Genomic DNA, 22095 nt, shown 5'->3' with positions numbered 1-22095 from the left:
GCGAGCCACCTTACCGCCGTCGCATACAACCGTCCTAGACGTTCGTCTTATACAATCGTTCTAGACAAGCGTTTAGGACGCGCGTACATTCCTCCGCATGACGACGAACCCGACGAGCACCTCTGTGCGCCCCCGAGCCGGGCGCCGCGAATGGACCGCTTTCAGCGTGCTGATGCTTCCGCTGCTACTGGTCTCCATGGATGTCTCGGTCCTCTACTTCGCGATCCCGGCGATCAGCGCGGACCTGGAGCCGAGCGGCACCCAGCAGCTGTGGATCTTCGACATCTACGCCTTCGTGCTGGCCGGCCTGCTGATGACGATGGGCTCACTCGGCGACCGCATCGGCCACCGCAGGCTCCTCCTGATCGGCGCCGCCGCCTTCGGCGCGGCCTCGCTGGTGGCGGCGTACGCCAACAGCGCCGAGACCCTGATCGCCGCCCGCGCGGTCCTCGGCATCGGCGGCGCGACCCTGATGCCGTCGACGATCGCGCTGACCCGCACGATGTTCACCGACCCCGGACAGCGCGCGAAGGCGATCGGCATGTGGTCCGGCGTGATGACGGCGGGCATCGCACTCGGCTCGGTCATGAGCGGTGTGCTGGTCGAGTACTTCTGGTGGGGCTCGGTCTTCCTGGTCAACCTGCCCGCGATGACACTGCTGCTGCTCCTCGGGCGAGTGCTGCTCCCCGAGTCGAAGAACCCCGAACCCGGCCGCTTCGACTGGCCGAGCGTCCCGCTGTCGATGGCCGCCGTGCTCCCCGTGGTCTACGGCCTCAAGGAGATCCCCTCCGAGGGCTGGAACGTCCGCTACGTCGTCTCGATCACCGTCGGTCTGCTCTTCGCGGCCCTCTTCGTCCACCGCCAGCGCACCGCCGCCTCGCCGATGATCTCCCCCGCCCTGTTCCGCGGCCGCGGCTTCGCACCCGCCGTCGCCCTGAACCTGGTCTCGGCGTTCGGGATCATGGGGTCGGCCTACTTCACCACGCAGTACCTGCAGTCGGTGCTCGACAAGAGCGCGCTGGAGGCGGCCCTGTGGGCGCTGCTGCCGTCGGTACCCATCGCGGCCGCGGCCCCGGTCGCCGCCGCCCTGGTCCAGCGGGGTGTCGACCGCGCGCACGTCGTCACCGCGGGCTTCGCGATCTCCGCGAGCGGGTTCGCACTGCTGTCCCTCGCCGGCACGGACTCGATGTGGCTGGTGCTGGCCGCGTGCGCTGTCCTCGCCGTCGGCGGCGTCGTCGTGATGTCCCAGCTCATGGACCTCGCGATGGGCACCGCCCCGGTGGAGCGGGCGGGCTCGGCCTCCTCGCTGATAGAGACGGGCGCGGAGTTCGGCGGCGCGCTGGGCATGGCGGTGCTCGGAGCGATCGGTGCGGCGGTCTACCGGCACGAGATTCCGGGCTCGGCGCCCGACGTGGCCCACGAGACGCTGGGCGGGGCGCTGGCCGTGGCCGACCAGGTGCCCGGGCTGGCCACGGCCGCTCGGGAGGCGTTCACCAGTGGGATGCAGGGGGCGGCGATCGCGGGAGCGGTGGTCCTGGCGGGGGCGGCCGTGCTGGCGGCGGTGACGCTGCGGCGGGTCCAGGTGCGGGAGGAGACTCCGGAGCCGGAAAAGGTCCTGGCATGACAGAAGCCGGGTGAACCGAGATGTCTCGGCTCACCCGGCTTCCTGCCGTCACACGTCGTCGAACGTGTCAAACGCCGTCAAACGCCGTCGAACGTCAGACCAGGTTCACCGCGCGTGCGGACGTCGCGCCGATCTCCGCCTCGACCTCGGCCAGCACCCCGGCGGGCACGGTGTCGTCCACGGTCAGCACGGCCAGCGCCTCGCCGCCCGCCACCGCCCGCGACACCTGCATACCGGCGATGTTGATGCCGGCCTCGCCGAAGACCCGGCCGACCGTGCCGACGACGCCCGGACGGTCCTCGTACCGCAGGACGACCATGTGGTCGGCGAGCGCGAGGTCGACGTCGTACTCGCCGACCGCGACGAGCTTCTGCAGGTGCTTCGGGCCGGCCAGCGTGCCGGAGACCGCGACCTCCTCGCCGCTGCCGAGCGTGCCGCGCACGGTCACCACGTTGCGGTGGTCGGCGGACTCCGAGCTGGTCGTCAGGCGCACCTCGACACCGCGCTCCTGCGCGAACAGCGGGGCGTTGACGTACGACACGGTCTCGTCGACGACGTCCTCGAAGACACCCTTGAGGGCACTGAGCTCCAGCACCTTCACATCGTGCTGGGTGATCTCGCCGTACACCTCGACGTCCAGGCGGACCGCGACCTCACCGGCGAGCGCCGTGAAGATACGGCCGAGGCGCTCGGCGAGCGGCAGACCCGGCTTGACGTCCTCGGCGATGACTCCGCCCTGGACGTTCACCGCGTCCGGGACCAGCTCGCCGGCCAGGGCCAGGCGCACCGACCTGGCGACGGCGATACCGGCCTTCTCCTGCGCCTCGTCGGTCGACGCGCCGAGGTGCGGGGTGCAGACGACCTGGTCGAGCTCGAACAGCGGGGAGTCGGTGCACGGCTCCTTCGCGTACACGTCCAGGCCGGCGCCGGCGACGCGACCCTCCTTGAGCGCCGAGTACAGCGCCTCCTCGTCGACGATCCCGCCGCGCGCGGCGTTGACGATGCGCACGCTCGGCTTGACCTTGTGCAGCGCCTCGTTGCCGATGAGACCGAGGGTCTCGGGGGTCTTCGGCAGGTGCACGGTGATGAAGTCGGCGACCTCGAGCAGCTCATCCAGCGACAGCACCTTGACGCCCATCTGCGCGGCCCGCGCGGGCTGCACATAGGGGTCGTAGGCGACGACCTTCATGCCGAAGGCCGACATCCGCTGGGCGACGAGCGCGCCGATGCGGCCCAGACCCACGACACCGAGGGTCTTCTCCGCGAGCTCGACACCCGTGTACTTGCTGCGCTTCCACTCGCCGTTCTTCAGCGCGGTGTTGGCCTGCGGGATGTGGCGCGCGGTGGCGAGCAGCAGGCCACAGGCCAGCTCGGCGGCGGTCACGATGTTGGAGGTGGGGGCGTTGACGACCATGACGCCGGCCTTGGTGGCGGCGGAGACGTCGACGTTGTCCAGGCCGACGCCGGCTCGTGCGACGACCTTCAGCTTGTTGGCGGCGGCGACGGCCTCGGCGTCGACCTTGGTGGCCGACCGGATCAGGATCGCGTCCACGTCGGCGATGGCGGGCAGCAGTTCGGCCCGGTCCGCGCCGTTGACGTGCCGGATCTCGAAGTCCGGGCCCAGGGCGTCGACGGTCGCGGGCGACAGCTCTTCAGCGATGAGTACGACAGGTTTCGAGCTCACGTGAGTCCTCACAGGTCCATTGCGGACGGCCGTCCCGACGGCCGCAGGCGGTGGAGGGTAGCCGCGTGGAAGACGCACGACACTGTGTGCCCGACGCGTTTGTAATGCAGCAGTCTAGTGCCGCGACGGAGGTCGTCTTACGCCTCCACAGAAGGATCACTCGTCCGTGGCTGGACGCCGTGGACAAGCGGCAAGCGGTGGTTCGGCGACGGGGCCGCGGCGTATCGCCGCGGCCCCGTCCCTACGGCCTACGCCTCGTCGTCGTTCACCCACGACATGAGCTTGCGCAGCTCCTTGCCGGTGGTCTCCAGCAGGGAGTCGGCGTCCTGCTGCTTGTACTCGTTGTACTTCTTCAGACCGCCGTGGTACTCGGCCATCCACTCGCGGGCGAAGGTGCCGTCCTGGATCTCGGCGAGGACCTTCTTCATCTCGGCCTTGGTGGCGTCCGTGATGATCCGCGGGCCGGTGACGTAGTCGCCCCACTCGGCGGTCTCGGAGACCGACCAGCGCATCTTGTCCAGGCCGCCCTCGTACATGAGGTCGACGATCAGCTTCAGCTCGTGCAGGCACTCGAAGTACGCGATCTCCGGCTGGTAGCCCGCCTCGGTCAGCGTCTCGAAACCGGCCTTGACCAGCGCGGCCGTACCACCGCACAGGACGACCTGCTCACCGAACAGGTCGGTCTCGGTCTCCTCGGTGAAGGTCGTCTTGATGACGCCGGCGCGGGTGCCGCCGATGCCCTTCGCGTACGAGAGAGCCAGCTCGAAGGCGCTGCCGGTCGCGTCCTGCTCGACGGCCGCGATACACGGAACGCCGCGGCCCTCCTCGTACTGGCGGCGCACCAGGTGGCCCGGGCCCTTGGGGGCGACCATGCAGACGTCGATGCCGGCCGGGGGCTTGATGAAGTCGAAGCGGATGTTCAGGCCGTGGCCGAAGAAGAGGGCGTCGCCGTCCTTGAGGTTGTCCTTGATGGACTCCTCGTAGACCTGGGCCTGGATCGGGTCCGGGACCAGGATCATGATGACGTCGGCCTCGGCGGCCGCCTCGGCCGGGGTGACCACGCGCAGCCCCTGCTCCTCGGCCTTCGCCTTGGACTTGGAGCCCTCGTGCAGACCGACACGCACGTCGACACCCGAGTCACGGAGCGACAGCGCGTGGGCGTGGCCCTGGCTGCCGTAACCGATGACCGCGACCTTGCGGCCCTGGATGATGGACAGGTCGGCGTCGGCGTCGTAGAACAGCTCGGCCACTTTGGGTTCTCTCCTTGTGTGCAGGTGTTGCGTCCCACCGTATGACGGCGGGCGGAAGTCGAGTTTCGGGGTCTCGGTATACGGGCGGTCGGTGCTCGCCGACCGCCCGTTCTCGTTGTTAGGCGGACCGGTCCAGGGCGCGCAGCGACCGGTCGGTGATCGACCGCGAACCGCGGCCGATCGCGATCGTGCCGGACTGGACGAGCTCCTTGATGCCGAACGGCTCCAGCATCTTGAGCATCGCCGACAGCTTGTCGCCGCTGCCGGTGGCCTCGATGGTGACGGCCTCCGGGGAGACGTCGACCGTCTTGGCGCGGAACAGCTGGACGATCTCGACAATCTGGGAGCGCGTCTCGTTGTCGGCGCGCACCTTCACCAGAACGAGTTCCCGCTGAACGGCGGATCCGGCCTCCAGCTCGACGATCTTCAGCACGTTGACGAGCTTGTTGAGCTGCTTGGTGACCTGTTCGAGCGGGAGTTCCTCGATCACGTTCACCACGATGGTGATACGGGAGATCTCGGGGTGCTCGGTGACGCCGACGGCGAGCGAGTCGATGTTGAAGCCGCGGCGGGAGAACAGGGCGGCGATCCGGGCGAGGATGCCGGGCGTGTTCTCCACCAGGACGGAGAGCGTGTGCTTGGACATGTCTCTTGGGTCTCTCTCGCTCAGTCGTCTTCGTTGTCGCCGAAGTCGGGGCGGACGTCCCGGGCGGCCATGATCTCGTCGTTGGAGGTGCCGGCGGCGACCATCGGCCACACCATGGCGTCCGCGTGGACGATGAAGTCGACGACGACGGGGCGGTCGTTGATGGAGTTGGCCTCTTCGATGACCTTGTCGAGGTCGTCCGGGGACTCGCAGCGGATCGCGTAGCAGCCCATGGCCTCCGACAGCTTCACGAAGTCGGGGATGCGGGTGCCGGCGCTCGGCTCCTTGCCGTTGGACTCGGGGCCGCTGTGCAGCACGGTGTTGGAGTACCGCTGGTTGTAGAAGAGGGTCTGCCACTGGCGGACCATCCCGAGGACGCCGTTGTTGATGATGGCGACCTTGATCGGGATGTTGTTCAGGGCGCAGGTGGTGAGCTCCTGGTTGGTCATCTGGAAGCAGCCGTCGCCGTCGATCGCCCAGACGGTCTGCGCGGGCGCGCCCGCCTTGGCACCCATGGCGGCCGGCACCGCGTAGCCCATCGTTCCGGCGCCGCCGGAGTTCAGCCAGGTCGCGGGCTTCTCGTACTGGATGTAGTGCGCGGCCCACATCTGGTGCTGGCCCACGCCCGCCGCGAAGATCGTGCCCTCGGGGGCGAGCTGGCCGATGCGCTCGATGACCTGCTGGGGGGAGAGCGAGCCGTCGTCGGGCTGGTCGTAGCCCAGCGGGTAGGTCTCGCGCCAGCGGTTGAGGTCCTTCCACCAGGCGCTGTAGTCGCCCCGGTGGCCTTCGCTGTGCTCCTTCTGGACGGCCTGGACCAGGTCCGCGATGACCTCGCGGGCGTCACCGACGATCGGCACGTCGGCGGCGCGGTTCTTGCCGATCTCCGCCGGGTCGATGTCGGCGTGGACGATCTTGGCGTGCGGGGCGAAGCTGTCCAGCTTGCCGGTGACACGGTCGTCGAAGCGGGCTCCGAGGGCGACGATCAGGTCGGCCTTCTGCAGCGCGGTGACGGCGGTGACCGCACCGTGCATGCCCGGCATTCCCACGTTCAGCGGGTGGCTGTCGGGGAATGCGCCGAGCGCCATCAGGGTGGTGGTGACGGGCGCTCCGGTGAGTTCGGCGAGGACCTTCAGCTCGGCGGTGGCATGGGCCTTCAGGACGCCGCCGCCGACGTAGAGGACGGGCCGCTTGGCCTGAGTGATCAGCTTGGCGGCCTCGCGGATCTGCTTGGCGTGCGGCTTGGTCACCGGGCGGTAGCCGGGCAGGTCCAGGACCGGCGGCCAGGAGAAGGTCGTCCGCGCCTGGAGGGCGTCCTTGGCGATGTCGACCAGGACCGGGCCGGGGCGGCCGGTGGCGGCGATATGGAACGCCTGCGCGATCACCCGCGGGATGTCCTCGGCCTTGGTGACCAGGAAGTTGTGCTTGGTGATCGGCATGGTGATGCCGACGATGTCCGCCTCCTGGAAGGCGTCCGTGCCGATCGCCTTGGAGGCCACCTGGCCGGTGATCGCCACGAGCGGCACCGAGTCCATGTGGGCGTCCGCGATCGGCGTCACCAGGTTGGTGGCACCGGGGCCGGAGGTCGCCATGCAGACGCCGACCTTGCCGGTGGCCTGCGCGTAACCGGTGGCCGCGTGGCCGGCGCCCTGCTCGTGCCGGACCAGGACGTGGCGCACCCGTGAGGAGTCCATCAGCGGGTCGTACGCCGGGAGGATCGCACCACCGGGAATACCGAATACCGTCTCGGCGCCGACCTCCTCGAGAGAGCGGATGAGGGACTGCGCGCCCGTGACGTTCTCGGGGGCGGGCTGGTGTCCTCCGGATCGGGGCCGCGGCTGCGGATGATGGGCCCCGGTGGCCTGCTCGGTCATCGTCATTCTCTTCTCGATGCTGAGGGTTTTTGCGAGGTTTGTGCGGTGTGCGGCTCTTGTACAGCAGGTGTCTGTGCAACAAAAAACCCCTCGTGCCGTGAGGCAAGCGAGGGGAGCGCGCCGGGTGCGGTCGCTGGGAGTTCCGGGTCCGTCCGGACGTCACCAGCGTCAGCCGACGCGCTTTCCAAGTACGAGAATTCGGGTGCGCATGGGTCTGACCCTCCCCCCGGCGCACACTCACTGTCAAGTGGGTGGGACGGGAGTCTCATTATGTGAGCGGAGGGTGGTTCCGCCACCGAAAACCGCCGGCACACCACCGGTGTACACCCCCGCACCGCCACCCGCGAACGCGGGCTCCGCCGGTCCGTGCGGCACCGGATAGTGGCCGGATCCGAGCGCTCTGCGCAGCCTGTACTCGTCCAGCGGGCCGGAGAACGCCATGCCCTGCCCGTGCGTGCACCCCATCGCGCGCAGCGCCACCACCTGTTCCGGCAGGTCCACACCCTCGGCCACGGACTTGAGCCCGAGATCGCCGGCGATGCGCAGCAGCCCACCGGTGATCTTGTGCAGCCGGGCCGACTCGACGACGCCCTCGACCAGACCGCGGTCGAGCTTCAGTACGTCGACGGGGAGCCTGCGCAGGGCCGTGATGGCCGCGTACCCGCTTCCGAAGCCGTCCAGGGCGATCCGGACGCCGAGCCTGCGCAGGGCGCTCAGACGGCGCTCCAGCTCGTCCAGCGGAACCCGGGGGTCGGTGTCGGACAGCTCGATGACCAGCGCCCCGGACGGCAGCCCGTGCCGGGTCAGCAGGGCCTCGATCGAGGCGAGCGGCATCGAGCGGTCCAGCAGCCGGCGCGCGCCCATCCGCACCGCGACCGGCACGGCCAGCCCGTTCGTGGCGCGCTCGGCGGCCTGTTCCACGGCCTCCTCCAGGACCCAGCGCCCCAGCTCGGCCGTCTTGTCGCTGTCCTCGGCCACCCGCAGGAACTCGGCGGGCGTGAACAGCACGCCCTGCGAGGAGCGCCAGCGCGCCTGGGCGGCGACCGAGGTGATCCGGCCGTCCTCCAGACACACCACGGGCTGGTGCAGCAGCGTGAACTCGCCGTCGTTCAGCGCGGCACGCAGACGGGTGGCCAGCTCGGCCTTGCGTACGACGTCCTGCTGCATCTGTGGGGCGTACAGCTCGACGCGGCCCTTGCCGCCCGCCTTGGCGCGGTACATGGCCAGGTCGGCGTTGCGCAGGATCTCGCCCGCACCGAGGCCGGGCTCGGCGAAGGCGACGCCGATGGAGGCGTTGACGCGGACGTCATTGCCGTCGATGAGGTAGGGCTGGGAGAGCGTGATCCTGAGGCGGTCGGCGAGCTCCATGATGTGGCGCTCCCGGGCCGAGCGGTCACGGGCGCCGTCGCCGACGATCAGGGCCGCGAACTCGTCGCCGCCCAGCCGGGAGGCGGTGTCGCCCTGCCGGACCGCGTCCTGGAGTCTGCGGGCGGCCTGGACGAGCAGTTCGTCTCCGGCCTGGTGCCCGATCGTGTCGTTGACGGCCTTGAAGCCGTCCAGGTCGATGAAGAGCACCGCCGTGCCCCGCAGGGCGGCGCCGCGGTCGGTGGAGCGGCGGCCGGACAGGGCCTGCTGGACCCGCTGGGTGAACAGGGCGCGGTTGGGCAGGTCGGTCAGCGGGTCGTGCTCGGCGTTGTGCTGGAGCTGCGCCTGCAGGCGCACCCTTTCGGTCACGTCCCGGCTGTTGAAGATGAGGCCGCCGTGGTGCCGGTTGACGGTGGACTCGACGTTGAGCCAGCCGCCGTCGCCGGAGCGGAACCGGCACTCGATGCGCGTGGTGGGTTCTTCCAGTGGGCTGGCGGCGAGGAAGCGGCGCACCTCGTGCACCACGCAGCCCAGGTCCTCCGGGTGGATGAGGCCGGCCAGTTCCGTTCCCACCAGCTCCTCCGCGGGACGTCCGTAGACTCCGGCGGCGGCCGGGGAGACGTACCGGAGGATGCCGTTCGGTGCGGCGATCATGATGACGTCGCTGGAGCCCTGCACCAGGGAGCGGAAGTGGTTCTCCTTCTGCGCCAGCTCCTGGGTGAGGGTGATGTTGTCGAGCAGCATGATGCCCTGGCGCACCACAAGGGCGAGCACCACCGTGCCGCCGGTGAGGAGCACGACGCGGTCGACGCTGCGGCCGCTCAGGACGTTGTAGAGGATCCCGAGCGTGCAGACGGCGGCGGCGAGATAGGGCGTGAGGGCGGCCAGCGAACCGGCGATCGGCCGGGCGGCCGGGTACCGGCTGTGATCACCTCCCTGTGCGGGGCCCGGGGGCTGGTGGTGGTGCGGGACGGTGCGCTGTCCCGGCACGTGCTCGTGCACCACGCGCGTGCGCCCGTCCGTCCGGCGTCGAGCCGGGTGCCGCTGCGCAGCCTCCGCTTCGCCTCGTCGCGGGGCGGCCCAGGGGGCGTACGCGAGCAGCAGCGAGCCGGCGAACCAGCCCGCGTCGAGCAACTGCCCGGAGCGGTAGGTGTGGTGGAGCAGCGGTGAGGTGAACAGGGCGTCGCACATCACGGTCAGGGCGAGCGCGCCGATGGCGGTGTTGACCGCCGTACGGTTCCCCGCCGAGCGCCGGAAGTGCAGGGCGAGCACCATGCTGACCAGGGCGATGTCGAGCAGTGGGTAGGCGAGCGACAGCGCGGCGTGCGCCACGCTCGACCCCTCGGACTTGGCCGCCTGCGCGAGGGCGAGGCTCCAGGACAGCGTGAGCAGCGAGCCGCCGATCAGCCAGGCGTCCAGGCCGAGGCACACCCAACCGGCCTTGGTCACCGGCCGCTTGGCGAGCACCAGCAGTCCCACGATCGCGGGCGGCGCGAAGCACAGGAAGAACAGGTCGGCGTAGCTGGGGCTGGGCACGGGCCGCTCCAGGACGACCTCGTACCACCCCCAGATCAGGTTGCCCATGGCCGCCATCGCCGAGGAGAGGGCGAAGAGCAGCCAGGCGGGGCGAAAGCGGATGCGGGGGTTGCGGGCGTAGAGGAAGCAGGACACGGCCGCGGCGCCGGCTGCGGCGCTCAGCCCGAAGTCGCCCATGATCAGCGCGACATGCCGTGAACCCCAGCCGAACGCGGAACCGACGGCATATCCCGCGCACACCAGGGCCAGGACGAGTTGGTGGACCAGGCTCGACGCGCCGCCGAGGGCCGGTGGGCGGGTCGGCGTCGCCCCCGGCGCGGGCTGGGCCCGCAGCGGTCCGTCAAGGGTGGTCGTGGAAGACGGGGGCGAACTCACCGGGCCCTCCCGGTCCGCGCCGCCCCCGGGTCCCTGGGGTCCCGGTGCGCTGGGTGCGCATGCCTCCTGCGGCTGCTGTGCCTGCGGTGATGATGGCTGTGACTGTGTTGGCTCTGCCGGCCGTCGTGCTGTGCGTGGTGACTGCCGTGGCCCGCGGGATGGCCGCGCCTGCGCGCAGCCGTGTGCCAGGGTCGCCGCCGGCGGCCCCGCCGCGTCGGATCGCTCGTCCATAGGCCGTGCATCGCCCGTCGCCCCCCTCACAGTCTGAAATGTCCATCCCCGGCGCCGAACGGTGCGCGGCGCAGCCCCTGTCGGGACGATACACCAGTCTCGTCACTCAGGGACATAGTTCCTCTACGCTCCGTGACGACCAGCACAGATGCGAGCACGGACCGCGTCCGGAGGGTTGCGGAGGGTACCGGAAACGGATTACGCGCCTGTTGCACCCGGCGTGCGGGCCGGGCGCGCGATGCTCATCCGGGTGGCGTCATACGCCTGTTGGGCCTGTCGTACGGATCACGTTGCGCAAGGGCTCCCGGTTCACGAAACGGTTCAACTGGTCCACCAGCAGTCGTTTGGCGCGGGGCAGGAACGCGGACGTCGGTCCGCCGACGTGCGGGCTGATCAGCACGCCCGGGGCCTGCCACAGAGGGTGGCCCGGCGGCAGCGGTTCGGGGTCGGTGACATCGAGGGCGACGGTGATGCGACCGTTCTCCAGCTCGGCGAGCAGCGCCTTGGTGTCGACGACCGGGCCGCGGGCCACGTTGACCAGCAGCGCGCCCTTCTTCATACGGCCGAGGAAGTCGGCGTTCACCAGGTGGCGGGTGGTCTCGGTGAGGGGCGTGGAGAGGACGACGACGTCCGCCTCGGGGAGCAGGGCGGGTAGTTCGGTGAGCGGATGCACCGGCCCGCGCGCCGTGGTGCGCTCGGAGCGCGCGACGCGCGCCACCCGCGCGACCTCGAACGGAACGAGCCGGTCCTCGATCGCTGATCCGATCGAGCCGTACCCCACGATGAGGACGTTCTTGTCGGCGAGCGCGGGCCGGAACCCGCCGCGCCACTCCCCCTTGTCCTGGGCCCGTACGAAGTCGGGTACGCCGCGCAGCGAGGCGAGGATCAGGGTGAGGGTGAGTTCGGCGGTGCTGGCCTCGTGCACCCCGCGCGCGTTGCACAACCGCACGCCCTGAGGCAGGTACTTGAGGCCCGGCTCGATCGCGTCGGTGCCGGCCGAGAGCGTCTGCACGACCTGCACGGAGCTCAGGCGGGGTACCGGCCGCAATCCGACCTCCATGGGCTTCATGTAGGGGACGACGTAGTACGCGCAGTCGGCCGGGTCCGCGGGAAAGTCCTCATCGCCGTTCCAGAAGCGGTAGTTCAGGCTCTCGGGGAGCCCTTCGATGTCTTCCGGCGGGATGGGCAGCCACACGTCAGCAGTCATGGTCAGGAGGCTATGTCAGGCACTGCCGACCGCAGAGGTTAGGTTGGGGGACCAGGACAGGGAGGGTCACGAGCAGGTGGAGCGCAGGACGATCGGCGCGGCGGCGCTCACGGTGGGTGCCGTCGGACTCGGCTGCATGCCGATGAGCTGGGCGTACAGCGGTTCGCGGCAGCGCGGCGACGAGTCGGTCAGGGCCGTGCACCGGGCGCTGGACCTGGGCTCGACGCTCCTGGACACGGCCGACATGTACGGCCCCTTCACCAACGAACTGCTGCTGGGGCGGGTGCTGAAGGAGCGGCGCGAGGACGCCTTCGTGTCGACCAAGGTCGGCCTGCTCGTGGGCGAGCAGCACATCGTGGCCAACGGCCGCCCCGGCTATGTGAAGCGGGCCTGTGACGCGTCGTTGCGGCGCCTGCAGACCGACGTCATCGACCTCTACCAGCTGCACCGGGCCGACCCCGAAGTGCCCGTGGAGGAGACCTGGGGTGCGATGGCGGAGCTCGTGCAGGCCGGAAAGGTACGGGCGTTGGGACTGTGCGCGATGGGCGCGCGGGGCGGCCGCCGCTCCGGGGCCCGGCTGTACGACGCCACCATCCGGCAGTTGCAGCGGGTGCAGCAGGTGTTCCCGGTGAGCGCCGTACAGGCCGAGCTGTCGGTGTGGTCGCCGGAGGCGACGGAGGCGCTGCTGCCGTGGTGCGAGGCGCGCGGCATCGGCTTCCTGGCCGCGATGCCGCTCGGCAACGGTTTCCTGACCGGCACGCTCACCCCCGGCGAGGGCTTCGAACCGGACGACGTACGCGCCCGCCACCCCCGCTTCACCGCGGAGATGATGGCCGCCAACCAGCCGATAGTGGTCGGCCTGCGCCGTGTGGCCCGCCGCCACGGCGAGGACGTCACCCCGGCCCAGGTGGCCCTGGCCTGGGTGCTGGCGCAGGGGCGCCATGCGGTCCCGGTGCCCGGGGCGAAGCAGGAGCGCTGGGTGACGGAGAACGCACGGGCGGCGACCCTGCGCCTGACGGCACAGGACCTCGCGGAGATGGCGGAGCTGCCGCGGGCGCAGGGATCCTGGGAGTAGGACCTGGGAGTAGGACCTGCGGTACGGATGCGGGTCGCCGCGGGAGGTTCCGTGGATCGGGTTGCGGTGATCGGGAACCTGTGAGGCACGAGCGGTGTATGACAAGTAGAACCTGCCGCGAGACCGCCCCGTCGAAGGGACCATGATCGTGCAACGTCGAGCTGTGTCGGCCGTATTGGCCGCGACCGCGCTCGTGCTGACGGCCGGCTGCTCCTCCGACGGCGGAGGAGGATCGTCGGACGGCGCTGACAGCGCCGCACCGAGCAGTACGACATCAAGGTCGTCGCCCACCGAACAGGCCGCCGAGGAGGCTCCTCCCGCCAAGGGCTCGGTGAAGGTGCTCCGCACCGTCGCCGAGGACCTGAGCACCCCCTGGGGCCTCGCCCCGCTCCCCGGCGGCGGCCTGCTGGTCTCCTCCCGTGACGAGGCCACGATCACTCGGGTCGACGAGGAGACGGGCAAGAAGACCGAGCTGGGCGAGGTGCCGGGGGTGTCACCGGCCGGCGAGGGCGGCCTCATGGGCCTCGCCCTCTCGCCGGACTACGCCTCGGACCACATGGTCTACGCGTACTTCACCTCGGCCTCCGACAACCGCATCGTGCGCATGCTGTACGACGAGCAGAAGCCGTCCGGCCAGCAGCTGGGCGCCCCCGACACGATCTTCAAGGGCATTCCGAAGGGCTACATCCACAACGGCGGCCGGATCGCCTTCGGCCCGGACAAGCTGCTGTACGTGGGCACGGGCGAGAGCGGCGACACCGGTCTGTCCCAGGACACCAAGTCCCTGGGCGGCAAGATCCTGCGCATGACCCCGGAGGGCGAGCCGGCCCCGGGCAACCCCTTCCCGGACTCCCCGGTGTATTCGTACGGCCACCGCAATGTGCAGGGCCTGGCCTGGGACGACAAGCAGCGCCTGTTCGCCGCGGAGTTCGGCCAGGACACCTGGGACGAGCTGAACGCGATCACGCCGGGCGACAACTACGGCTGGCCGGAGGCCGAGGGCAGGTCGAGCGATTCCAAGTACCACAACCCGATAGCCCAGTGGGGCACGGACGACGCCTCGCCCAGCGGCATCGCCCACGCCGAAGGATCTGTCTGGATGGCGGGGCTCAAGGGCCAGCGCCTGTGGCGCATCCCGCTGAAGGGCACGGAGGCCTCGGCGGATCCGCAGGCCTTCCTGGAAGGCGAGTACGGCCGGCTGCGCACGGTGGTCTCGGCGGGCGGCGACAAACTGTGGCTGGTCACCAGTAACACGGACGGCCGGGGCGACCCGAAGGAGGGCGACGACCGGATCCTGGAGATACAGGTCAGTTGACGCCCGCGCCCGCCCTCAGTCCTCCGACGAGGAGTCTTCGTCGTCCGGCTGCGGCGGCCGTACGACGACCTTCCCGGACGTGAGGTCTATGGGCCCGCGTCCGGGGTCGCCGTCGCCGACGTCCTCCCGGGTGAGCTCCAGCCGGTTCTGCTCGTCGCGGGTGTGCTTGCGGCCGGGGGCGAACAGTTCCTCGAAGGGGTTGAACACGGAGTCTCCCTCGGCAGGCGTCCTTTTCAGCGTAGACCTCAGGGCGCCGTCCGCATCGTGAGCGTTTCTGACGGAAACAGCCCCAGGCGATGCGCCACCGCCGCGGCCTCGCCGCGGCCCGAGACGCCGAGCTTGGCCAGGATGTTCGAGACGTGGACGCTGGCCGTCTTCGGAGAGATGAAGAGGACCTCGGCTATCTGGCGGTTGGTGCGGCCCGCGGAGACCAGGCGCAGGACGTCGCGTTCCCTGCCGGTCAGACCGAGGGACTCGGCGGGGTCCGCGAGGGCGGGCGACTGCTCGGGGGCCCTGTTCAGCCTGTTCAGGGGGATGCGGGCGCGTTGGGCAAGGAGCGTGACGGAGTCGGCGAGCGGGCGGGCGCCGAGGTGGGAGGCGACGGAGTGGGCGAGGCGGAGCAGCTCCGTGGCGCGGTCGCGGTCGTCGCCGCCCTCCCCCGGCAGCAGCAGGGCCTCGGCGAGGCGGAGGCGGACGCGGGCGAGGTCGTAGGGGCGCTCCAGGGCCTCGAAGGCGGTGACGACCTCCGTCCAGGTGTCCGCGCGGGCGTCGCCCTCCGCTCGGAGCAGTTCGGCGCGGACCCAGCGTTCGTAGGCCTGCCAGACGGGGACGTGGGTGGCCAGGGGCTTGGCCGTGGTGCGGATGCGTTCGAGGATCTCGGGGCGGCCCGGGCCGGCGGCGGGCAGGTCGCGGGCGTCGGCCTCCGCGGTGGCCGCGCTGAGCAGCATCCGCCAGACATAGCGCTGGGTGGCGGGCGGGAAGCCGGCGTCCATGGCGCGTTCGAGTTCGGCGCGGGCGTCCAGGAGGCGGCCCTCGCCCGCGGCGACACCTATCGCGAGGCGGACCAGGGGCAGCCCGTGCTGGGGGGCGAGGTCGTGGTTGCCGAAGTACTCGCGGGCGGCGGCCAGATGGCTGGCGGCTGCGGCCAGGTCCCCTCGGTCGAGGGCGAGTTCGGCGCGGAGGGTGGCGTGGAAGCCACGGGGCTTCGCGCTCTGGCCGGCGCGTTCGGCCTTGGTGCCCGCTTCGGCGGCGTGGTCCCAGCGGCCCAGGGAGTACAGGGACTCCGCGAAGTTCCCCCAGATCCAGGCCTCGGAGTCCAGCAGGCCGAACTTCTGGGAGTAGGCGAGGCCTTCCTCCAGAACGGGAACGGCCTCCTTGGAGCGACCGACGGATTCGAGGGCGTCGGGCAGGTTCATATAGGCGCGGGCCGCGATGGTGGAGATGCCGGACTCGACGGTCTGCCGTTTGACCTCGCGCATCTCGGCGAGGCCCGCCTCGACGTCACCGGCCTCGACCATGAGCCCGCCGAGCGTGAGGCGGGCGTTCATCTCGGTCTCGCGGACGCCGACCATGCGCGCGTACTCCACGGCCCGTTCGGCGGCCGTGAAGGCGTCGGGTCCCGGGGCGTGCACCATGGACCAGTTGGCCACGTTGGCGAGGACCTCGGCGTGCACCTCCGAGGGCGGTAGACCGCGTACGAGTTCCTGCGCGGTGGCCAGTTCGGCCCAGCCGTCGCCGCGGGCCTGTGCCTGGACCAGGCGCGAGCGCTGGGTCCAGAACCAGGCGGCGCGCAGTGGGTCGTCCTCGTCCTCCAGCAGTCGCAGCGCCCGCTTGATGATCTTCAGGGCGCGTTCGCGTTCCGAGCACAGCCGTCCGGCGACCGCGGCCTCGGCCATCAGGTCGAGGTAGCGCAGCGGGGTGGTGGCCGGGTCGCAGCCACAGGGCGGGTAGATCTCGGTGTAGTCGGCGGGCCGCAGCCTGGCGCGGACGTCCTCGGGGGCGGCATCCCACAGCTCCATCGCGCGTTCCAGGAGCCGCAGTTGTTCGGAGTAGGCGTGCCGGCGGCGGGCGGTGACGGAGGCGTCCAGGACGGCGGGCAGGGCCTTGGCGGGGTCGTGGGCGTGGTACCAGTAGCTGGCCAGGCGCATCACGCGTTCGCCGGCCGGGACGAGCGTGGGGTCGGCCTCCAGGGCCTCGGCGTAGCGGCGGTTGAGGCGGGAGCGTTCGCCGGGCAGCAGGTCGTCGCCGACCGCCTCGCGGACCAGGGAGTGGCGGAAGCGGTAGCCGTCCCCGTCGGGCGCGGCGAGCAGGATGTTGGCGTTGACGGCGGCCCTGAGCGCCTCGATGAGGTCGTCCTCGACGAGCCCGGCCACGGCTGCGAGCAGCCGGTATTCGACGGTGGAGCCGCCCTCGGCGACGATCCGGGCGACCCGCTGGGCGCTCTCGGGCAGTGCCTCGACGCGGACCAGGAGGAGGTCGCGGAGGGAGTCGGTGAGGCCGGTGCGGCAGCCCTCGTGGGCGGCCACGGCGAGTTCCTCGACGAAGAAGGCGTTGCCGTCGGAGCGTTCGAAGATCTCGTCGACCTGGGCCGGCTCGGGCTCGTGGGCAAGGATGCCGGCGACCTGGCGGCCGACCTCGGCTCGGGTGAAACGGCCGAGTTCGAGGCGGCGGACGGTGCGCAGCCGGTCGAGTTCGGCGAGCAGGGGGCGCAGCGGGTGGCGGCGGTGGATGTCGTCGGAACGGTAGGTCGCGAGGACGACGAGGCGGCCGGTGCGCAGGGTGCGGAAGAGGTAGGCGAGGAGGTGGCGGGTGGAGGCGTCGGCCCAGTGCAGGTCCTCCAGGGCGACGACGACCGTGCGGTCGGCGGCGACGCGCTCCAGGAGGCGGGCGGTGAGTTCGAAGAGGCGGGCCATGCCCTCCTCGTCGTGCCGGCCAGGCCCTCGGGCAGTCGCGGCCTCGCCTAGTTCGGGCAGCAGCCGGGCGAGTTCCTCCTCCTGGCCGGCGGCCGCGGCGGCGAGCTCGTCGGGCAATGCGCGGCGCAGGGCGCGCAGGGCGGTGGAGAAGGGAGCGAACGGCAGTCCGTCGGCGCCGATCTCAACACAGCCGCCGAGCGCGACGACCGCTCCGCGCCGGCAGGCGGCGGTGGCGAACTCCTCGACGAGGCGGGTCTTGCCGACGCCGGCCTCGCCCCCGAGCAGTAATGCCTGCGGCTCTCCCCCAGTGCCGAAAGCCTGGGAGGTACCCCCACCGGCAGCGCGGGCGAGCGCGTCGTTCAGCGTGTCCAGCTCATCGGTGCGACCGACGAACACCGGACTGACGGACCTGGTCTCCACAAGGCCGAGCATCGCACGCGAGTCTGACAGTGCGGCACCGGTTTTCGCGGGGAGACCGGGGAGGCCGTCCCCCGCCCCGGCACTCACGCCGTGCGCGGGAACCGGTGCCTGCGGGGGCGGCCGGTATGCACCTCGCCCTCGGCGGCGCGCCGGGCGGCCTCGCGGCGGGCGGCGCGGCGGCCGCGGAGGGCCTCGCGGGCCAGCCGCTCCTGCTCGGCCCGGCGGATCAGTTCGGCGGAACGGAGCTGGGAGATCTCGTACTCATACATGGTGTGTCCCCTGTGTCCCTGGTGAGAGGCCGGTGTCGGCTTCGCTTGCTGCGATGTCTCCACCTTCGTCTCCCAGGCGGGGCCGCCACATCGGGAGAGTTCCGCATCTTCCGCGGCGGGCGGGGCCTTAGACGTGCGTGAGGGGCCTTAGAGGGCCGTAAGTCGCTCACGGCGTTCCTAAGACCCCTCGGGTCACGTGGTGGGTCAGCTGGCCGACGGCAGTCCCAGCAGGACGTCGGTGTACTTCAGGACGGCCAGGAGCAGGCCGATGACGCCGAGCGAGACACCGCCCCAGGCGACCGACTTGATCCACACGGCCTGCGGCTTGCCGGGCGTCCCGAAGGCGGGCCGGACCAGGACCGCGGCACCGACGATCAGCGCGACGAGCGCGAAGATGCCACCCCACATCGCGGTGGTCTCCCAGGCGTCGCCGTACACCTCCTTGACCTGCGTGGCGACGCTCGCGGTGGACGAGGTCCCCAGCTGGCCGATGAGGGTCTCGCGCGCGGCGGCGACGGTGGAGACCCACCCGCCGGTGAGCGAGACGACGCCGAGCGCGGCGGAGACGACGGCACCGGCACCCTGGCCCACGCCCGTCGGGCCCTCCGCCTCGACCGCCTCGAGCTCCTCGCCCAGGTCGTCGGCGTCGGTGTCGACGTCGGCCTCGGCGTCGGCCTCGGTCTTCGTCGCCTCGTCGGTCTTGGTCAGGTCGGTGGTGCCCGTCTTCTCCTCGTCGGTCGTGGTCTCGGCACCCGTCTCGGCGCCGGTCTCGTCAACTGTCTTGGTTCCCATGTCCGGCACCGTACGGATCCTGTCTGAGAGGTTTCTTAATGATCGCTGTGAGCGGCACGCGCGCGTGCGTCCCGCCACTCGGGCGCGAGAATCGACCACACCTCGAGGTTGTGCCGCACACCACCATAGGGGTGGCTCTCCCGGCGCACTCCCTCCAGGGTCATCCCCAGCCGCCGGGCCACGTTCAGGCTGGGCGTGTTCCCCGTGGCGGCGATCCACTCGACGCGGTGGATGCCGCGCTGCTCGACGGCGAAGTCGATGAGGATCCGCATGGCCCGGGTGACCAGACCGCGCCCGGTGCCGGCGGGTTCCAGCCAGCAGCCGACCTCGCAGTTGGCGTTCTCCGCGTCGAAGTTCAGGAACAGCACTCCGCCCACGAGCTTCCCCTCCAGCCACAGGCCGTGCAGGGAGGCGGTGTCGGCGGCGCGCATGTCGGCGTACCGCTGGAGCATGGCCCGCGTGGACTCCACGTCCGTCGCCTTGGAGCCGAAGGCGATGAACTGTCCGATGAACTCCCGCCCCCGGTCCAGATGCGCCAGGAACTCCTCGGCGTGCCACGGCTCCAAGGGACGCAGTTCGGCTCCGTCGTCACCCAGAGATATCGCGTACATCCTCTTCGTCCCGCCCCTTCATCAGTACGTCCGCCACCTCGGCGTCCGCCACGGCGGCCAGCCTTTCATGGGCGGCGCGGCGCTCGGGCGGCTCGATACTGATGCGGGGCATACGGCGGTCCAGCCAGCGCGGCAGCCACCAGTTGGCGCCGCCGAGCAGGTGCATCAGGGCCGGCACCAGCAACGTACGGAGCACGAACGCGTCGAGGGCGACGGCGGCGGCGAGCGCGATGCCGAACATGGCGATCACCCGGTCGCCGCTGAGCACGAAGGCGAGGAAGACGGAGATCATGATGACGGCGGCGGAGTTGATCACCCGGCTGGTCTCGGCGAGACCGACGCGGACGGCCCGCCGGTTGTCACCGGTCTCCAGCCACTCCTCGTACATCCGGCTGACCAGGAAGACCTGGTAGTCCATGGAGAGCCCGAAGAGGACCGACACCATGATCACCGGGAGGAAGGGCTCGATGGGCCCGGCGCGGCCCAGCCCCAGCAGTTCGCTCCCCCAGCCCCACTGGAAGATCGCGACGACCACGCCGAAGGCGGCGGCGACCGCGGCGACGTTCATCACGGCGGCCTTCAGCGGGATGCCTACGGACCGGAAGGCGAACAGGAGCAGCAGACAGCCCAGGCTGATGACGACACCGACGAACAGGGGCAGCTTTCCGACGATGACGTCGGCGAAGTCGTCGTACCCGGCGGTCACCCCGCCGACCTGGACGTCGAGGGCGGTCCCGGTCTCGGCGCGCGGCAGGACGTCGCTGCGCAGCCGGTCGACGAGGTCGCTGGTCCGCTGGGACTGCGGCGAGGACTCGGGGACGATCGTGAAGTACGCGGTGTCGCCGCCGGAGCCGTACGTCACCGGCGTCACCGACGCGACGCCCTCGGTGGTGCGGACGGTGGCGTCGAGGTTGTCCAGGGCGAGTTTGTCCTCGGCGCCGTGGACGTGCGTGACGAGGGTGAGGGGGCCGTTCACGCCGGGTCCGAAGCCGTCCGCGAGGAGGTCGTACGCCTGGCGTGTGGTCGACGCCTGTGGGTTGTTGCCCTGGTCGGAGGTGCCCAGGTGGAGCCCCAGGGTGGGCAGGGCGAGGACCGTGATCACGCCCAGGGCGAGTGCGCCGAGCAGTTTGGGGTGGCGCTCGACGAACGCCGACCAGCGGGCGGCGAACCCGGTCGGCAGCTCCGGCTGGGGCCCGTGTTCGGTGAGGTGGCGCCGCTCGCGTCGGCTGAGGGCGCGCATGCCGATCAGGGACAGCAGGGCGGGCAGCAGGGTCACGGAGGCCGCGACCGTCAGGACGACGGTCAGCGAGGCGGCGATCGCGACACCGTTGAGGAAGCCGAGCCGGAGGATCAGCATCCCCAGCAGGGCGATGCAAACGGTGGCACCCGCGAAGACCACCGCTCGCCCGGTGGTGGCGACGGCGTTGGTGACCGCTTCCGTCACGGACAGGCCGCGTTTGAGGCCGCGCCGGTGTCTGGTGACGATGAACAGCGCGTAGTCGATGCCGACGCCGAGCCCGATCAGCATCCCGAGCATGGGCGCGAAGTCGGCGACGGTCATGACGTGCCCGAGCAGCACGATCCCGGCGTACGCGGTGCCGACGCTGACCAGTGCGGTGGCGATGGGCAGCAGCGAGGCGGCGAGCGAGCCGAAGGCGAGGAACAGGACGAGGGCGGCGACGGCCACGCCGACCACCTCGGCGAGGTGTCCGCCGGACGACTCGGTGAGCGCGATGGCGGTGCCGCCGAGCTCCACCTGGAGCCCGTCGCTCGCGGCGTCCTTCGCGGCGCTGACGACGTCCCGTGCCTCGCCCTGGTCGATGTTCTCGGCCGGATCGTCGAAGGTCACCGTGGCGTAGGCCGTGTGTCCGTCGGCGCTGATCCGGGCGGCGCCCTGATCGTCGTACGGGCCAAAGACGGCGGCCACGCCGGGCAGGGCCTCGATCCGGTCCAGGGTGCGGGTCATGGTCTGTTCGACGTCGGCGGCCCGGACGGTGCCGGAGTCGGTGTGCCAGACGATGGTGTCGCTGTCGCCGCCGAGGTCCGGGAAGCCGTCACGCAGCAGCTGGGTGGCGCGGCCGGATTCGGTGCCGGGGACCTCGTAGTCGTTCGAGTAGGCGGAGCCCGCGACGACGGCGGCCGTGCTCACTCCGCCGAGGGCGAGGAGCCACAGGAGAACGACGACGAGGCGTCGTTGGACACACCAGCGTGCGAGGGCTGCCACGAACGAGCTCCCGGGGGCTATATGTGGATCTTTGACCGGGAACAGTCGTTCATGAAGACATCTTCGAACTACACGATGTGAACGGCCCGCAAAGAACGCATGAGCAATGTGAAGGACCACTCTGGCAGGCGGAAATGATCGTTTGACGCGTTCGTGCGTTTATTCACAAGAGTGGGAGGCAGATCACAGGACAGTAACGGGCACTCTGTCACCTCAGTCGAACTGGTCGCCCAGCGCCATCACCATCACGCCGGCGATCAGCAGCCACAAGGCCCGCCGGGTGCGCCCGCGGGACCCGAGGACCGACGCCAGCGCGCACACGGCAGCGCCGAGGGCGTAGGCGGCCGGGACGAGCGTGGGGGCGGAGCCGGTGAGGCGGAGCGTCGACGCGGCCAGACCCGCGAGCGCCAGCAGCGCCCCGCCGACGGCCGCCGTCCAGCGGGCCCGCCGGGCGTCCTCAGCCGGATCTCCGACGTCGTGTATCTCGGAATCACCGCGTCCACTCATGGCGGGCGAGCGTACCGCGTCCGGCTGAGAAATCGGATGCGGGGCCCGGCGGCCGACTGATAGTTTCCGCGCGTCTTCCGTCCTCGCGGCACCTCGCCGCCGACCTGAGCAGGTGCGTTGTTTGAGCGTCCGGCCGAGCTCCTCCGTATCCCCTTCCGCTTCCCCGGACTCAAGGAGCCCG

At 70.8% G+C, this 22095-nt stretch carries 16 protein-coding genes; 3 read left to right on the top strand and 13 right to left on the bottom strand.

All coding sequences use genetic code 11. From position 1 onward, the window contains the following. Positions 1 to 97: 97 nt before the first annotated feature. Positions 98 to 1624 carry an MFS transporter gene (locus QFZ76_RS35235; RefSeq protein ID WP_307677479.1) on the top strand — a complete coding sequence of 509 codons (1527 nt, stop codon included), beginning with the start codon at positions 98 to 100 and terminating at the stop codon, positions 1622 to 1624. 94 nt (positions 1625 to 1718) lie between these two features. Here QFZ76_RS35235 and serA read toward each other — a convergent pair whose 3' ends face one another. The 6 genes from serA to QFZ76_RS35205 form a co-directional block, all read right to left on the bottom strand. Then, positions 1719 to 3308 carry a phosphoglycerate dehydrogenase gene (gene serA / locus QFZ76_RS35230; RefSeq protein WP_307677478.1) on the bottom strand — a complete coding sequence of 530 codons (1590 nt, stop codon included), beginning with the start codon at positions 3306 to 3308 and terminating at the stop codon, positions 1719 to 1721. Positions 3309 to 3556: 248 nt separating this feature from the next. Continuing rightward, positions 3557 to 4558: a ketol-acid reductoisomerase gene (gene ilvC, locus QFZ76_RS35225; RefSeq protein WP_266433466.1), complete on the bottom strand. Its 1002-nt coding sequence runs from the start codon at positions 4556 to 4558 to the stop codon at positions 3557 to 3559. A 118-nt stretch (positions 4559 to 4676) separates the two neighbouring features. After that, on the bottom strand, positions 4677 to 5204 hold the full coding sequence (gene ilvN / locus QFZ76_RS35220; protein ID WP_266433468.1) for an acetolactate synthase small subunit: 528 nt from the start codon (positions 5202 to 5204) through the stop codon (positions 4677 to 4679). 20 nt (positions 5205 to 5224) lie between these two features. Beyond that, a complete protein-coding gene (locus QFZ76_RS35215) occupies positions 5225 to 7081 on the bottom strand; it encodes an acetolactate synthase large subunit (RefSeq protein WP_307677477.1) in 1857 nt (618 codons plus the stop codon). A 237-nt stretch (positions 7082 to 7318) separates the two neighbouring features. After that, complete coding sequence (locus tag QFZ76_RS35210; RefSeq protein WP_307677476.1) at positions 7319 to 10351, bottom strand: bifunctional diguanylate cyclase/phosphodiesterase; 3033 nt, start codon at positions 10349 to 10351, stop codon at positions 7319 to 7321. Positions 10352 to 10838: 487 nt separating this feature from the next. Then, positions 10839 to 11789: a 2-hydroxyacid dehydrogenase gene (locus tag QFZ76_RS35205; protein WP_307677475.1), complete on the bottom strand. Its 951-nt coding sequence runs from the start codon at positions 11787 to 11789 to the stop codon at positions 10839 to 10841. Between the two features lie 76 nt (positions 11790 to 11865). On the opposite strand from QFZ76_RS35205, the gene QFZ76_RS35200 reads away from it, so the two are divergent. Then, a complete protein-coding gene (locus tag QFZ76_RS35200; protein ID WP_307677474.1) occupies positions 11866 to 12864 on the top strand; it encodes an aldo/keto reductase in 999 nt (332 codons plus the stop codon). 142 nt (positions 12865 to 13006) lie between these two features. Beyond that, positions 13007 to 14179, top strand: coding sequence for a sorbosone dehydrogenase family protein (locus QFZ76_RS35195; protein WP_307677473.1), 1173 nt, complete (start codon positions 13007 to 13009; stop codon positions 14177 to 14179). Positions 14180 to 14194: 15 nt separating this feature from the next. Here QFZ76_RS35195 and QFZ76_RS35190 read toward each other — a convergent pair whose 3' ends face one another. From QFZ76_RS35190 to QFZ76_RS35160, 7 genes are all read right to left on the bottom strand, one after another. Continuing rightward, positions 14195 to 14386 (bottom strand): DUF6191 domain-containing protein, encoded by a 192-nt coding sequence (locus tag QFZ76_RS35190; protein ID WP_266433481.1) that lies wholly within the window; start codon positions 14384 to 14386, stop codon positions 14195 to 14197. A 38-nt stretch (positions 14387 to 14424) separates the two neighbouring features. Further along, positions 14425 to 17523, bottom strand: coding sequence for a helix-turn-helix transcriptional regulator (locus QFZ76_RS35185; RefSeq protein ID WP_307677472.1), 3099 nt, complete (start codon positions 17521 to 17523; stop codon positions 14425 to 14427). Between the two features lie 71 nt (positions 17524 to 17594). After that, positions 17595 to 17780 (bottom strand): hypothetical protein, encoded by a 186-nt coding sequence (locus QFZ76_RS35180; protein WP_307677471.1) that lies wholly within the window; start codon positions 17778 to 17780, stop codon positions 17595 to 17597. Between the two features lie 204 nt (positions 17781 to 17984). After that, positions 17985 to 18572: a hypothetical protein gene (locus tag QFZ76_RS35175; RefSeq protein WP_307677470.1), complete on the bottom strand. Its 588-nt coding sequence runs from the start codon at positions 18570 to 18572 to the stop codon at positions 17985 to 17987. Positions 18573 to 18607: 35 nt separating this feature from the next. Next, positions 18608 to 19183: a GNAT family N-acetyltransferase gene (locus QFZ76_RS35170; RefSeq protein ID WP_307677469.1), complete on the bottom strand. Its 576-nt coding sequence runs from the start codon at positions 19181 to 19183 to the stop codon at positions 18608 to 18610. Continuing rightward, a complete protein-coding gene (locus QFZ76_RS35165; protein ID WP_307677468.1) occupies positions 19161 to 21407 on the bottom strand; it encodes an MMPL family transporter in 2247 nt (748 codons plus the stop codon). The genes QFZ76_RS35170 and QFZ76_RS35165 overlap by 23 nt, the downstream gene beginning before the upstream one ends. A 213-nt stretch (positions 21408 to 21620) precedes the next feature. Beyond that, positions 21621 to 21914 carry a hypothetical protein gene (locus QFZ76_RS35160; RefSeq protein ID WP_307677467.1) on the bottom strand — a complete coding sequence of 98 codons (294 nt, stop codon included), beginning with the start codon at positions 21912 to 21914 and terminating at the stop codon, positions 21621 to 21623. Positions 21915 to 22095 lie beyond the last annotated feature (181 nt).

The organism is Streptomyces sp. V4I2, from assembly GCF_030817655.1.
GTDB lineage: Bacteria > Actinomycetota > Actinomycetes > Streptomycetales > Streptomycetaceae > Streptomyces > Streptomyces plumbiresistens.
Note: the sequence above shows the minus strand (reverse complement) of the source record. Positions and strands in the feature narration are given on the sequence as shown.

Excerpts from the sequence above, each read along its gene's own strand:
- QFZ76_RS35205 (WP_307677475.1), bottom strand. The coding sequence starts at position 11,789 with ATGACTGCTGACGTGTGGCTGCCCATCCCGCCGGAAGACATCGAAGGG.
- QFZ76_RS35175 (WP_307677470.1), bottom strand. The coding sequence starts at position 18,572 with ATGGGAACCAAGACAGTTGACGAGACCGGCGCCGAGACGGGTGCCGAG.
- QFZ76_RS35185 (WP_307677472.1), bottom strand. The coding sequence starts at position 17,523 with ATGCTCGGCCTTGTGGAGACCAGGTCCGTCAGTCCGGTGTTCGTCGGT.
- QFZ76_RS35235 (WP_307677479.1), top strand. The coding sequence starts at position 98 with ATGACGACGAACCCGACGAGCACCTCTGTGCGCCCCCGAGCCGGGCGC.
- QFZ76_RS35160 (WP_307677467.1), bottom strand. The coding sequence starts at position 21,914 with ATGAGTGGACGCGGTGATTCCGAGATACACGACGTCGGAGATCCGGCT.
- QFZ76_RS35170 (WP_307677469.1), bottom strand. The coding sequence starts at position 19,183 with ATGTACGCGATATCTCTGGGTGACGACGGAGCCGAACTGCGTCCCTTG.
- ilvN (WP_266433468.1), bottom strand. The coding sequence starts at position 5,204 with ATGTCCAAGCACACGCTCTCCGTCCTGGTGGAGAACACGCCCGGCATC.
- QFZ76_RS35180 (WP_307677471.1), bottom strand. The coding sequence starts at position 17,780 with ATGTATGAGTACGAGATCTCCCAGCTCCGTTCCGCCGAACTGATCCGC.
- QFZ76_RS35215 (WP_307677477.1), bottom strand. The coding sequence starts at position 7,081 with ATGACGATGACCGAGCAGGCCACCGGGGCCCATCATCCGCAGCCGCGG.
- QFZ76_RS35195 (WP_307677473.1), top strand. The coding sequence starts at position 13,007 with ATGATCGTGCAACGTCGAGCTGTGTCGGCCGTATTGGCCGCGACCGCG.